At 34.3% G+C, this 13,232-nt stretch carries 14 protein-coding genes and 1 pseudogene; 13 read left to right on the top strand and 2 right to left on the bottom strand.

Annotated elements, in window-relative coordinates; genetic code table 11:
• Positions 1-4: 4 nt before the first annotated feature.
• From Q5O86_RS06105 to Q5O86_RS06045, 12 genes are all read left to right on the top strand, one after another.
• Positions 5-1,213 (top strand): deoxyguanosinetriphosphate triphosphohydrolase family protein, encoded by a 1,209-nt coding sequence (locus Q5O86_RS06105; RefSeq protein WP_302626257.1) that lies wholly within the window; start codon positions 5-7, stop codon positions 1,211-1,213.
• A gap of 39 nt (positions 1,214-1,252) precedes the next feature.
• The gene (locus Q5O86_RS06100) at positions 1,253-1,810 is read left to right on the top strand and encodes a GNAT family N-acetyltransferase (RefSeq protein WP_302626256.1); all 558 of its coding nucleotides are present in this window, start codon (positions 1,253-1,255) and stop codon (positions 1,808-1,810) included.
• A 92-nt stretch (positions 1,811-1,902) separates the two neighbouring features.
• On the top strand, positions 1,903-2,847 hold the full coding sequence (locus tag Q5O86_RS10910; protein ID WP_368074746.1) for a GNAT family N-acetyltransferase: 945 nt from the start codon (positions 1,903-1,905) through the stop codon (positions 2,845-2,847).
• Between the two features lie 183 nt (positions 2,848-3,030).
• Positions 3,031-3,597, top strand: coding sequence for a TetR/AcrR family transcriptional regulator (locus tag Q5O86_RS06085; RefSeq protein ID WP_302626255.1), 567 nt, complete (start codon positions 3,031-3,033; stop codon positions 3,595-3,597).
• A gap of 7 nt (positions 3,598-3,604) precedes the next feature.
• Positions 3,605-4,129, top strand: coding sequence for a flavodoxin domain-containing protein (locus tag Q5O86_RS06080; RefSeq protein WP_302626254.1), 525 nt, complete (start codon positions 3,605-3,607; stop codon positions 4,127-4,129).
• A 170-nt stretch (positions 4,130-4,299) separates the two neighbouring features.
• A complete protein-coding gene (locus tag Q5O86_RS06075) occupies positions 4,300-5,178 on the top strand; it encodes a helix-turn-helix domain-containing protein (RefSeq protein ID WP_302626253.1) in 879 nt (292 codons plus the stop codon).
• Between the two features lie 14 nt (positions 5,179-5,192).
• Positions 5,193-5,363, top strand: a complete 171-nt coding sequence (locus Q5O86_RS06070; protein ID WP_302626252.1) for a hypothetical protein — start codon at positions 5,193-5,195, stop codon at positions 5,361-5,363.
• A 34-nt stretch (positions 5,364-5,397) separates the two neighbouring features.
• Positions 5,398-5,847: a SufBD protein gene (locus Q5O86_RS06065; RefSeq protein WP_302626251.1), complete on the top strand. Its 450-nt coding sequence runs from the start codon at positions 5,398-5,400 to the stop codon at positions 5,845-5,847.
• Positions 5,848-6,002: 155 nt separating this feature from the next.
• On the top strand, positions 6,003-6,140 hold the full coding sequence (locus tag Q5O86_RS06060) for a hypothetical protein (protein WP_302626250.1): 138 nt from the start codon (positions 6,003-6,005) through the stop codon (positions 6,138-6,140).
• 124 nt (positions 6,141-6,264) lie between these two features.
• Positions 6,265-7,977, top strand: a complete 1,713-nt coding sequence (locus Q5O86_RS06055; RefSeq protein WP_302626249.1) for a DUF262 domain-containing protein — start codon at positions 6,265-6,267, stop codon at positions 7,975-7,977.
• Between the two features lie 374 nt (positions 7,978-8,351).
• On the top strand, positions 8,352-8,951 hold the full coding sequence (locus tag Q5O86_RS06050) for a DUF6037 family protein (RefSeq protein WP_302626248.1): 600 nt from the start codon (positions 8,352-8,354) through the stop codon (positions 8,949-8,951).
• A 20-nt stretch (positions 8,952-8,971) separates the two neighbouring features.
• Positions 8,972-9,790 carry a hypothetical protein gene (locus Q5O86_RS06045; protein ID WP_302626247.1) on the top strand — a complete coding sequence of 273 codons (819 nt, stop codon included), beginning with the start codon at positions 8,972-8,974 and terminating at the stop codon, positions 9,788-9,790.
• Positions 9,791-9,842: 52 nt separating this feature from the next.
• On the opposite strand, the gene Q5O86_RS06040 is transcribed toward Q5O86_RS06045, so the two are convergent.
• Positions 9,843-11,000 (bottom strand): hypothetical protein, encoded by a 1,158-nt coding sequence (locus Q5O86_RS06040; protein ID WP_302626246.1) that lies wholly within the window; start codon positions 10,998-11,000, stop codon positions 9,843-9,845.
• Between the two features lie 42 nt (positions 11,001-11,042).
• Positions 11,043-11,666: a helix-turn-helix domain-containing protein gene (locus Q5O86_RS06035; protein ID WP_302626245.1), complete on the bottom strand. Its 624-nt coding sequence runs from the start codon at positions 11,664-11,666 to the stop codon at positions 11,043-11,045.
• Positions 11,667-12,191: 525 nt separating this feature from the next.
• On the opposite strand from Q5O86_RS06035, the pseudogene Q5O86_RS06030 reads away from it, so the two are divergent.
• Positions 12,192-13,232, top strand: a pseudogene (locus Q5O86_RS06030) (replication initiation factor domain-containing protein); the annotation flags it as partial.

The following is a 13,232-nucleotide window of genomic DNA, read 5'->3' as shown; positions in this document are numbered from 1 at the left end:
GAGAATGCGGCTTGTTTATCATAAGTTGAGTGAAGAACTACAGAAACAGATTAGTGAAGATAAAAAGAACCATTATCAGAGTCCATACCGATGTAAGGACTCTGATATTATAAGGCGTGATATGGAGCAGGATATTCCCAATATATGGCGTCCTGCATTTATAAGGGATGTAGAAAAGATTTTGCATCTTCCATATTATAATCGGTATGCGGATAAAACCCAGGTGTTTTCTTTTTATAATAATGATGATATTACCAGAAGAGCTTTGCATGTGCAGTTGGTCTCAAGAATTGCCCGAAATATTGGCTCTGTATTGGGACTAAATTTGGATTTGATTGAGGCGATTGCCTTGGGGCATGATATTGGACATACACCTTTTGGGCATGCAGGGGAACGTTTTTTAGATGAGATTCTACAGGAAGAAACGGGACGTAGATTTAACCATAATGTGCAGAGCACAAGGGTGTTGGACAAAATTTTTTCTAGAAATATCAGCCTTCAGGTTTTAGATGGCGTATTGTGTCATAATGGTGAGTTTGAGCAGCAGGAATACCGACCAAAATGGAATAAGAAATTTAATGACCATGACATGGAAGTGGAACAATGTTATCTCAGGGGAGGAGAAGCAATTAAGGAATTGATTCCTATGACATTGGAAGGCTGTGTGGTAAGAATCTGCGATATGATTGCGTATATTGGTAAGGATAGGCAGGATGCAATTACTGCAAAAATAATTGATAGAAAGCATAAGTTCAGCAATGAAATTATTGGGGCTGCCAATGCATCTATTATTAATAATCTGACAGTAGATATTATAGAAAACAGTTATGGCAAGGATTATATACTGCTCAGCGAGGATGCATATAAAGATTTAAAAAAGGCAAAAGACGAAAATTATAAAGTGATATATAAAAATGATGAGATTAATTCAAAATATGAAAATGTTATAAAACCAATGTTTAGGGATGTATATTATGCACTTTTGGAACAATTGATAAAGAAGGATGAATCATCTATTATTTTTAAACATCATATGAATTTTGTCCGCAATACTCTTAAATATTATAAGGGGATTGATTATGGTAAAGAGGAACCAAATCAGATTGTGGCAGATTATATTGCCAGCATGACGGATGACTATTTTGTTGAGTTACATAAAAAGCTGTTTCCAAATAGCAAATATAAAATAGAGTATATATCTTATTTTGATTAAAGAATAAAAGAAGCATTTAAGGAAATTGGAGGATTTTATATGGAATTGTATACAGATAGATTAATTCTCAGACCATGGAAGGAAGAGGATGCAGAAGAATTATATAAATATGCAAAGCATCCTGATGTTGGTCCTATAGCCGGATGGCCTCCACATACCAGTATTGAAAACAGCAGAGAGGTTATTCGGAATGTTTTGTCAGAACCGGATACTTATGCGGTAGTTCTGAAATCAAGTGATAAACCTATTGGGTGTGTTGGACTGATGATTGGAAAACAAAGTAATCTGGATATTGAGGATAATGAAGGAGAAATCGGGTATTGGATTGGAGTGCCATATTGGGGACAGGGATTGATACCTGAGGCGGTGAGAAGGATACAACAGTATGGATTTGAAACATGTCATCTGGAAAAAATATGGTGCGCATATTTTGAAGGAAACATGAAATCAAAACGTGTACAGGAGAAGTGTGGATTTAGATATCATCATACGAATAAAGATATTGTATGGGAGTTGATGGGAGATATTCGAACAGAGCATGTTTCCTGTATTACAAAAGAAGAGTGGGATAGTAGCAGGCAGAGTTTCATTGATTAGTTCAAGTGAACTATTTAAATAGTACCAAACTATTTTGAATGTTGATGCTAAAAATCGGAAAAGCAGGTTTTATATTGGCAGGAGATTATATAATGAGAATAATAGAGTATTTCAGCATTGACAATAAAGAATATTGGTTATCTAAAATCAAAGAATGTGATTGGGGTGCTGGACAGTATTTGTATGAACTATTAAGGAATCAAGGGTTAAAGAGTTTGGTGGGGGAAAATACTAAGGTACTTATGTTAGCAGATGGCGAAAATTTGGTTTCTTTTTGTACATTTGCGGACAAAGATGATGTTCCGTCAACGGAATTAACACCGTGGATTGGATGGATATATACTTTCCCTAAATATAGAGGAAATCATTATGTGGGAAAGTTGCTAAAATATGCAGAAGTGTTGGCGCAAGCAGCTGCAATGAGAAATATATACATTTCAACGAATTATGTTGGATTATACGAAAAATATGGATATGAGTTTTTTCAGATGATGAAAGATATTCATGGAGAAGATTCTAGGGTTTATGTGAAGCAAATAAACTTGAAAGTAATTATTATAGGAAGTCCTGGTGCAGGAAAAAGCACGTTCGCACGAAGATTGAGAGAGGTTACAAATCTTCCATTATATTATTTGGACATGCTGTGGCATAAGCCGGATAAAACGAATATTTCAAGAGAAGAATTTGATATCCGATTGAATGAAATTGTCCAAGGCGATAAGTGGATTATTGATGGCAATTATCAACGTACACTTGAGGTTCGCCTAAGGCAATGTAATACCGTTTTTTTGATGGATTTTCCGTTAGAAGTCTGTCTTTTGGGGGCCAAATCTCGTATTGGAAACAAGAGAGAGGACTTGCCGTGGATTGAAACGGAACTGGATGAAGATTTTGAACGGTTTATAATTGATTTCCCTAGAAATCAATTACCACAGATTTATGAATTATTGGAAAAATATCAGGTAGATAAAAATATTGTTATTTTTCAATCAAGAGAAGAAGTAGATAATTATTTAAAAATCATATCGAGAGATTGAATTAACAAGATAAAGAGAGATTCAAAAGAATTAGAGGTGTAAAAATCAAGGCTTTCAGCACACTTGTCGTGTACGGAAGTCTTGATTTATTTACGCCGTTGGGGTGCTTGACAAAATACCATATAAATGACATAATCAAGTTATATAAGCGATTTATATAACTTGATTATGGAGGGAAATCAGATGCCTAAACAAAGGATTACAAAAGAAATGGTTGTGAATGCTGCTTTTGAAATAGCAAGGAGCCATGGTATGGAGCAGGTAATGGTAAAAAATATTGCGGAAAAGATAGGATGTTCCGTTCAGCCTATTTACAGTTACTGCAAAAACATGGAAGGGTTGAAATTGGATGTAACAGAACAGGTAAACTGTTTTATCAGAAAGTATATTGCCGCACATATTGATAAAGATGATGTTTTTGGAAGTACAGGAAAAGCCTATATCCAATTGGCAAAAGAAGAACCTCATTTATTTAAAATTTTTATTTTGCACAAACGGAACGGGATTTGTTCACTGGAAGATTTGTATCAATCGGAAGCAAACCCTAATATAGTACGGTTTATTTCTGATAAACTGAGTATCAGTATCGAACAAGCAAAGAAATTACATCTGCATATGCTGATTTATACAATAGGAATTGGAACAATTTTTTCCGTTACTACCCCCGGGATTTCAACAGATGAGATTTATAAACAGCAGAAAACGGCGTATAAAGCTTTTTTAAGCCAAATAATGATGAATAAGGAGTAGCTTTTATATGAAAAATGGAATTATTATATATCAGTCTAAATACGGAGCGACGAAAAAATATGCAAATTGGTTAATGGAAATCACGGGTTTTGATTGTATTGAAACGCCTAAAGCTAGATTAGAGATGGTAATACAATACGAAAGCATTGTATTATGTGGTGGTGTATATGCTTCGAGTATAGCTGGATTATCTTTTCTAAAAAAAAATTTCAGAAATTTGAAAGGCAAAAAAATTGCTGTATTTTGTGTAGGAGCATCTCCGTATGATGAAAAAGCTTTAAATGATATAAAAAAATTACATCTGAAAGATGAATTAAGTGATATTCCGCTTTTTTATGGAAGAGGTGCATGGAACGAAAGTCGTATGTCTTTTAAGGATAGAACTTTATGCAAATTGTTGCAAAAAGCTATTGCAAAAAAAAATCCAAATACCTATGAGCCATGGATGAAAGCTCTTATGAGTGCAGTAGGGAAATCGTGTGATTGGACAGATAAAAAATATTTAACTTCTATTCAAAAATATCTTGAATAATGAATTATAGTGAGAGATGTGTGTTTGTTACTGTTGTCTGTAGTCGGCGGAGTATCATACAGAAATGCCACGCAAAGTAGCAGGAAAAACTCAAATGTCATTTCTATTTGCTTGTATTGCAAAATACATTTTCCTACACTTGACATATCAAAAACAAGGAGGTCACGAATATGACATTTGCAGAAAAATTGAAATCCATCCGCAAGCAGGCAGGTATGTCGCAGGAACAGTTGGCGGAGAAGCTCGGTGTATCAAGGCAGGCGATTACAAAATGGGAAACGGATGCAGGAATCCCCGACATTCAAAACCTTATGGCAATCTCCACCTTGTTTGATATTTCCATTGATGAGATGCTTTCTAATAAAAAGGGAGTAAATAAAAAGGCAGAGTATCTTTTTGAGAGTGTGACGGAGTATGATATTGACGAGCCGAAACGCTATGACATGAAGTTTGGAGGGGCAAAACAATTTATATTGTCGGGCTATGAGGGCGAGAAAATCCGTGTCCGACTGACATCCAATACCCTTTCCACGTTACAGAACGATTTTAAGGTTAAGATTGACGACATCCGAAAACGAATTGATGTGGACATAAACCGTAGGAACGGCGTATCCGAAGCGGTTGCAAAAGAAGCCGTTAGTATTTTCGTACAAATTCCATCCGCGTATGTCGGGAAAATTGAATGTGCGGTCAATGCAGAAACCATGGAAATCCGTTCTTTGGAGTGTGATAGTATAGAGCTTGATGTAAAGACACCAAACATTGTTTTGGAGGATGTCTCTGGAATGGTAGAGATAGATTGTAACCTTGATATGGAAGTGGTTTGTCATTCCTTAAACGGTGAGGTGGCAATCAATCAAGTGTCGGCGACTTCAAAAATTCATATTCCGGAAGGTGTAACTTTTACTGCTATTGCAAAAGGGATTGGTACGAGCATTTCTTATGAGAAGGACGGAAAACCGACGGAAGTTTTTAGTGTGCCGGATGCCGACAATATCATCGAACTCAACGGTATAAAGAGTGAGCTTGTCATCAGCATGGACAAATAAGGGAGTTTAAGGAGATGAATACAAATTATTTGAAGAAATATATTATCAGCTCCTATATTCTTGTCTGGACGCTTATCATTTTTGTGGCAGGCTCGGCAAGTCTGATTTTTCATGTACCGCCCGTTATCATGTGGATTGTCCGCAACCTTATTGCATGGTCACCGACTTATTTGTTGGGGCGTTGAACGGAGAAAAAAGGTGTTTGAAAAGGAGAGTATTGTGTCATTTAATATATCAGAAACATTTGAATTATTGTTTGATAAGAATAATAATGTTGCATACAAAGCATTACAGAAATTACAAAAAGAAAGTGAAAAAACGGATTGTATTTATTCTTATATGGATAGGTTAAGCGATATGCTTGACAACGATAATTGTTATATTCGCACAAGAGGGCTTACACTGTTTGCCTATAATGCAAAATGGGATAAAGATTATAAAATTGATGAAATTATTGATAAATATTTGAATCACATTACAGATATCAAGCCCATTACTGCACGACAATGTATTAAACTGTTGCCTATGATTGCAAAATATAAGCCGCAATTGAAGAAACAGATTATTTCTGCACTTAATAAGGCGAATATATCTATTTATGATGATAGTATGCAGTCATTAGTTTATAAGGATATTCAAAAAGCAATAAAAGAACTACAAAAAATATAAATGAGAGAATAGGAAAGGTTTTGATATAGCAATGAGTGTAGGAGAGGATAAATTATTCTCTTTTATGTTTTAAATTTGGAATGTAATAAATAAAAAGAATGAAAAGGTATATCACATTACATTACCTCATGGGATATTCAGATATAAGCGTTACAATGAATGTGTACACACATATCGAATATGATGATGCGGAGGAAGAATTGAAACGAATGGAAGAATTCCGAAAGGCACAGGTAGATATTGAAAAGAAAACTGAGAACCTGATGCTGCAGAAGATGTTTCAGGTAATTTAGTATGGAAGATGGATGACGTTCCGGCTTTATGGCTGGGGCGTTTATTTGTTGTAAAAAGTCATAAATTATGAGATAATAAAGCTTAAGTTTTGTACGGACAAATAAATAATGTTTGGAGAATAATATGGATGCAACAAAAAGTGAATTAACTAAATTTTTATCATCAGAGGCACAGTATTATGTTCCTATTTATCAAAGAAGGTATAGTTGGGAACGCGTACATTGTTTGAAATTGTTTTCAGACATTATCAAGGTGTCAAAAGATGCAAACAGACCATGCCATTTTATAGGATCTGTAATTTATTTGGCAAAAGATAGTGCACAACATGCATCTGCTGTAAAAGAATATCTTGTTATTGATGGACAGCAGAGACTAACAACTTTATCGTTACTTCTGTTAGCACTTGGCGATTATACTAGAGAATATATAAAGGAAGATGATGAATATAGCAAATCAGTAACTAATCTTGACAAATTAATGAGAAAGTATCTTGTTAATGAAGATGAAACAGATGAATTATATTACAAAATTCGACTTAATCAAGAGGATTTTGAAGCTTATAAAAGTTTAATTAAAAATAGAAAATTGCCAGATGGTGTAAAAACAAGTAAAATATTTTCTAATTATAATATACTTTTAAACGAAATGAAAAATCTAAAAATAGAGCCACAAGTAGTTTTTGATGGGATTAAAAAACTTCTATTGGTTGATATATGTCTTGTTCCCGAAGATAATGCTCAACTTGTATTCGAAACTGTGAATACCACAGGTATGAAATTGTCGACAGCTGATAAGATTCGTAATTATTTGCTTATGTCTGTTCCTCCTATAAAGCAAACACTGCTATTTAATGATTATTGGCATCCTATGGAAGAAGATCTTAATATGGCTTCTGGGAGTTCAAAAATATTTGAGGATTTTTTCTATCACTATATGACATCTGTGACAAAAAAACAGATTACAGGTGATTACTATGAATTGTTTAAGGATTATTATGCAGATAATGCTAATATGGGAACAGAAAATATAGTCAAGCAGATAAGACAGTATTCAAAACTATATAAAAAATGGAGAGAATCTGAAAAAACATTAGGTAGAATTAATAATGCTTTGGCAAAGGTACGTGCAACTAGACAGTTCAAGATTACTCCAGCAATACTCAAGTTACTTGTGGATAATGAAGAAGGAAAAGTATCAGATGATGATACAATTGAAATATTAACAATAATAGAAGCGTATTGGATGAGAAGAAAAGTATGTAATCTTCCAACTAATACTGCAGGTCCTGTGTGTTTATCTATGTTGAAGAGTCTTTATAATGATAATCATCTTAAGGCTTTCAAGAAAAATCTCGCACAATTAACATGGGCACAGCGTATGCCGAGTGATCAAGAAATGCATAGCATTTTGCTCAAACTTCCAATTTATTACATTAATTCTGGAACTACTAAAATGTTGTTAAGTAGAATAGAAAACACTGGTAGAAAAGAATCTGTTCCAACAGGAGAATATACTATAGAGCATATTATGCCACAGATTCTTAGTGATGAATGGAAAACTGATTTAGGAAGTGATGCTGAACAAATACATAGCACATATTTACATACTTTAGGTAATTTGACATTAACAGGATATAATTCAGAATACCAAAATAAGAGATTTGTAGATAAAAAAGAATGTAAAGATAAAGCCGGAAATCAGATAGGGTATAAGCATACACCAATAAGAATTAGTCATTCGCTTGTTAATTTAAGTGAGTGGGGAGAAAAGGAAATTGCTGAGCGATGTGATTCGTTGGTAGAGGTAATAAATAAAATATGGGAGTTTCCAAAGTAATATTAATAGAGCCACGCTAAAAATATCAGTGTGGCTTTTTAACAAAAAAACTTAGTAGTAGGTATTTTCATTTTATTACTAACAGGTAGTAATAACTTGCTAAAATCTGCTCTGATTTGCCACAATCCGCATTTTCAGAGTAAATCACAAAATTCCCGAAAACCCCTGCAAAACAGGGCGTTTCAGGGCAAAAAGGAGTAAACAATAACTATGATAAAAGTACTATTCATCTGCCACGGCAGGAGTTTCTCTTTTGCCTAAATCTCCTTATTTTATGCGGTTTTCCTTACAATAGGAGAGTACATTACAACGATTTTACAACTTTTGAAAAGTGTTCCGATATGACGAAAAGTTACACTAAAGGAGGGATTAACATGTATGAATTTACAGGATTAAGAGTTTTACATCAAAATATGAAAGAAATCGGTGAAACAAGAGCAATATTTCCTTTTAAATATAATGAAAAAGAGTTTAGTTGCATATTTTTAGTTGATATTATTCCGTTTAGATTATATTTAACAACCCTTGGTATTAAACCAATAGTGTTCGAGTTAGAAATCGAAAAAGGATACAAAGTAAAAAGCTATTTGGATGATTATAATAAATTGGTGGCGTATTTAGAGTTAAAATATAATCCGAATCATGTTTTTAAACCTAATGATTTTTTTGAAGCATTGAATGGGAGAATTCCGATTCGCTTTACTACCAAGCCAAATTATAAAGAAGTATTATTGGTTGCATCGAAAAGACGAAAAATTGAAGAAGATGATAAAATGTATTTTTGTGGATGGTATTCTAATCCTATAGGAAAACAGGTAAGGCCTGAAAATCTCGAAAAAACAAGAAGTGCTTTTGGTGATAAAAAAGCAGAAATATGTTCATTGAATAATATAAGTTCGTGTTGGACAAACATTCCTATAGAGGAAAATCTAAGTAAATTAGATGATATAGAATCGAAAACAATTTACAAGTAAATGAAATTTAAGGAGATAAAATGGGAAAGAAACCTAAAGGAAAGTGTGCTTTATGTAGAAAAGAATGTGATTTGACATTTGAACATATTCCACCTAGGACAGCATTTAATTCAAATCCTGTCAAACCTGTAACAGGAGATAAGATTATAGAAGATAGTGAACGTATGCCTTGGGATATTTCTGGATTGCCTTATGACAATCAACAAAAGGGAATGGGGAAATACTCTCTCTGTAGTAATTGTAATAATAATACAGGGGCGTGGTATGGAAACGATTATAGTTTAATTGCTCATGTCATGCATTATACACTAAAAGATAATATTCCTAACACTACACAAGGAATCGGTATAAAGGGTGTCTACCCACTTCGGTTTATAAAGCAGATATTATCCATGTTTTGTTCAATTAATAATTTCGAAGATGCAAGAATGGATGCATTGAGGAACTTTGTTTTAAATAAAAATGAAGTCGGGCTAGATAAAACGAAATATAAAATTTGTATGTACTTTACTAAAAGTAATATTATAAAATATGCTCCATTAACAGTTTTACTTAAAGAGAATGATTTTACATTGGAATCAATGGCGGTTAGTGAGATAACTGCTTATCCATTAGGATTTATTTTATACTTTAATCCGACAGATACATGGAATTATGATGGTATAGATATAACGAGTTTTTCAGAATGTAGTTATGAAAATAAAGCAAATATCGAAGTCCCTTTATGTATTAAAGAGGTGAATGATTTATTTCCAACATATTATCGTTCCAAAGAAGATATTCAAAAATGTATAGAAAAAAATAAACGAGAGGCGAATAAAGAAGAAAAGTATACATAAAGAAGAAACACAAGAGATATATCCTTAGCGAAGGAAATCCCTTGTGTTTTTCTTATTTAGTATTCTGACAGATATACAAGTTCTCTTTATCAAAGAGATACTCTGTAGCTGTATTATGCAGGATATTTATAGTTTTGATATTTTCAATGAAAGGGGTAACCACAGTATTCTGTACATCTACAAATTTATCTAATGTTTTTATAGTTCTATTTGAAGTGTGAAGTTCAAGTTTTTTACCCGCTTCAATTAAATTCTCATCTATTTGCGACTTACTAATAACAGGAACTTTGGCAATAGCTTTCCCCATTATTTTACTTGTTGCAGATATTCCGCTTAATAAACCGGATTGAATAGAGGTATTTGAAGAGTGTTCTAATAGATTGTAAGTCTGCGTATACAATTCTCTATATTTTAAAGAATACTCCTCAATTCTTCTTGAGGTACTGTTTAAATATTGCGGGTCAAAATTTTCTAATAGTAAGACCTCAAGGAAAGTAGAAAATGCATACAAATATAAAGCAAGCTGATAATCTTTGAATAAGCTCTCTAATTTTTTTAACTTTCTTCCAACCTCTTGGTCGCTATGTAGCAAGGACGGCATTATATGTTTTTTGGCAATTAAGTCTCGATATAGAAGTATGTTCTGTTCAGACTCTTTGCGAATATCTTGGACTAGAATGTGTTTATTTGTTTTATATTTTTCATTATTCCAGTTGAATTTATAGTTATTCAGAATATCTGTTAATGTATTCAAATTACCTTTTAACTTAGCTGTTTCTTTGATTTCTAGGAATTCAAGTAATTCTTGCTGGATTTCTTGAATTTTATCCAATTTCTTTTCAATATTCATTAAAGCCATAGCCATAAATAGCATAGTCGGATCGCAGGCAAGAGTTGTCATAGTTGCCTGCCCTCCGCCAACTTGTCCAGAAGCTGATTTTAGAGAACCGATAAATTCACTACTACCGGATTTTTGAAACATAGCTTTTCCATGTGTGTTAACAAAATAGAGTCCACTTCCGCCAGTACCATTTATTGCGGTTTGAATAACGGTGGTTAAAGGCTGGAAGGCAACACCGAGATTATTTATTTGGCTTAATGGAATTTTGGTTGTTTTTTCCATTGGTAGATTTATATCTTGCATAGCAGGATAATATTCTATATTAGCCAAATTTTGCATAGGATTTATTGTATCAAGTTCATTCTTCACGATTTTAACTCCTTTCATGTGCTACAGTCTTATTTTCTGAGATTACTCGTCCTCATCATCAAATTTACCCCTTACCCATGGTAATTTTGATAACAGTTCCATATCCTCTTTTGAATTTGGGTTTATCATCTTCACAACTTGATAAGGTGTTTTATACTTATGTCCCTCTATGCTTTCTCCAAACATATCCATGCTGTATAAATCATCATAGCGGTCTAACAGTTTTTTGAATTTCAAATGCTGGATAAATTCTTTGATTGGGTAAAGGTCGGACGCTTCTATGCTCTTTCCGTTGATATAGTCGGTAATATATTCCCGCAACTTTTCTAATTCATATTCCAGCCATTCTTCCTCGTTGTCAAAGAAGTTATCATAATGTCCGTGTTTCAGTTCGGTATTAAGTCGTTCTTCTGCTCTAAGAAATTGACAGACTTCCTTTTCGGATTGGCTGATATATTCCCATTCTCCCGATAACAATTCATTCGGTGTTACGTCCAGCACTTCCATTATCTTTTCCAGCGTTTCATAAGCAGGATAGTTCAACCCTCGTTCAATCTTGGAAAGGCTCTGCATATTGATACCGATTTTGTCTGCAAGCTCCTGTTGTTTCATTCCTTTAAATTTTCTTATGGTCTGTATGTTGTTTCCTAAAAAATTTATTTTCATTGCATAACCCTCCGCAACTCTGCATATCTTCTTGTTTTGTTTCTTTTATAAGTCTAACACGCTTAATAAAGTTTGTAAAGGCAAAAAAACATATTGACAAATAAGCGTATAAGAATTACTATATTCGCATAAACAAATAAGCACAATAGAATGAAATACAAAAATATTCAAAAAGAAATACCTATTTGATTAAACCTGTAGATATGAATATTGGTTGAAATGGAGCTTGTTAGAAAAGGCGAAATAGGACTTGCCGACAGAACATTGTAGGACTGTTGGCGTGCGTCAGCAACAACGCCATGACGGCTTGCCGTCAAAGGACGGAAATGCTTTGTCGGCTGGCGAGCCTTGACTGTGCCCCCGTTATCTAACAGGGGGGCACTATTTCACAAAAGACAAGTCAAAAACCATACAATCCCAAAGCTGTGAGTAGTAATGAGAAGTTTTAAGAAGATAGTGCATATCACACTTTTTGAATAGAGGTTTACAGCTATTTCAAGGCTATTGTGGGATTGGAGGAATACAATGAACAATTTAGAATTTGCACTTGAAATGAAGAACAAACGCCTTGCCAGCGGTCTTTCGCAAGGAGAGCTTGCAAGTCTTGTCCATGTATCAAGATATAGTATCAACCGCTTTGAGAACGGAAAAGCCAACGCCAGCAAGGAAACACAGAACATTATCCTGCGTTGTCTGAATTACTATGTCTGTGATAAGCCTTTTTATCTACTCGTTGATTATCTGTCTGTCCGTTTTCCAACGACTGACGCATTGGAAGTTATCCGAAAGGTGCTTGGTATGAAAGCAGACTATTTTATCCATTATGACTATGGGTATTATGGCTATAAGGAACATTATGCCTACGGAGAAATCAAGGTCATGGCTTCTGATGATGAACACATGGGCGTATTTTTGGAATTAAAAGGGGCAGGCTCACGCAACATGGAATACGTCTTACAGGCACAGAACAGAGATTGGTATTCATTCTTAAACCGCTGTCTTGACTGTGGCGGTCTTATCCGACGTTTTGATTTGGCAGTCAACGATATGTGCGGTCTGTTGGAGATTCCTGTCTTATCTGAAAAATACAGAAATGGCGGTGCGGATTGTCGCTGTAAAAATTACGAAAACGTGCAGGGTGGAAAATTAAGCGGAAAAAACAGCAATTTAGCGACTACCCTTTATATCGGCTCAAAGACAAGTACAAAATATTTCTGCCTGTATGAAAAGCAAAAGGAACAGGCAACGAGAAAGAAACATCAATCGTTTTGAAATCCGTCTGCGTGATAAAAAGGCGGTACAGGCAGTCGAAGAATTATTATTGACGTATAACCCTCATGGGCTGGTATTTTATCTCATTACCGATTTTGTAGAATTTCCCGACTATCCATTGTGGGAGATATTCATTGCCCATGACAGTTTACCTTTTGAAATGAACCCTGTACCTGTCAATATGGAACACACTCTGCAATGGCTGGAAAGACAGGTTATGCCGTCAATCGTGATGATAGAGGAAATCGACAGGCTGACAGGCTCAAACTACATGAAAATGATTGATGAATGTAC

The organism is uncultured Eubacterium sp., from assembly GCF_937958975.1.
GTDB lineage: Bacteria > Bacillota > Clostridia > Lachnospirales > Lachnospiraceae > Eubacterium_G.
Note: the sequence above shows the minus strand (reverse complement) of the source record. Positions and strands in the feature narration are given on the sequence as shown.

What these genes read in the sequence shown, in the direction of transcription:
- Q5O86_RS06105 (WP_302626257.1), top strand. Translation starts at nt 5, where the DNA reads ATGCGGCTTGTTTATCATAAGTTGAGTGAAGAACTACAGAAACAGATT.
- Q5O86_RS06100 (WP_302626256.1), top strand. Translation starts at nt 1,253, where the DNA reads ATGGAATTGTATACAGATAGATTAATTCTCAGACCATGGAAGGAAGAG.
- Q5O86_RS10910 (WP_368074746.1), top strand. Translation starts at nt 1,903, where the DNA reads ATGAGAATAATAGAGTATTTCAGCATTGACAATAAAGAATATTGGTTA.
- Q5O86_RS06085 (WP_302626255.1), top strand. Translation starts at nt 3,031, where the DNA reads ATGCCTAAACAAAGGATTACAAAAGAAATGGTTGTGAATGCTGCTTTT.
- Q5O86_RS06080 (WP_302626254.1), top strand. Translation starts at nt 3,605, where the DNA reads ATGAAAAATGGAATTATTATATATCAGTCTAAATACGGAGCGACGAAA.
- Q5O86_RS06075 (WP_302626253.1), top strand. Translation starts at nt 4,300, where the DNA reads ATGACATTTGCAGAAAAATTGAAATCCATCCGCAAGCAGGCAGGTATG.
- Q5O86_RS06070 (WP_302626252.1), top strand. Translation starts at nt 5,193, where the DNA reads ATGAATACAAATTATTTGAAGAAATATATTATCAGCTCCTATATTCTT.
- Q5O86_RS06060 (WP_302626250.1), top strand. Translation starts at nt 6,003, where the DNA reads ATGAATGTGTACACACATATCGAATATGATGATGCGGAGGAAGAATTG.
- Q5O86_RS06055 (WP_302626249.1), top strand. Translation starts at nt 6,265, where the DNA reads ATGGATGCAACAAAAAGTGAATTAACTAAATTTTTATCATCAGAGGCA.
- Q5O86_RS06050 (WP_302626248.1), top strand. Translation starts at nt 8,352, where the DNA reads ATGTATGAATTTACAGGATTAAGAGTTTTACATCAAAATATGAAAGAA.
- Q5O86_RS06045 (WP_302626247.1), top strand. Translation starts at nt 8,972, where the DNA reads ATGGGAAAGAAACCTAAAGGAAAGTGTGCTTTATGTAGAAAAGAATGT.
- Q5O86_RS06035 (WP_302626245.1), bottom strand. Translation starts at nt 11,666, where the DNA reads ATGAAAATAAATTTTTTAGGAAACAACATACAGACCATAAGAAAATTT.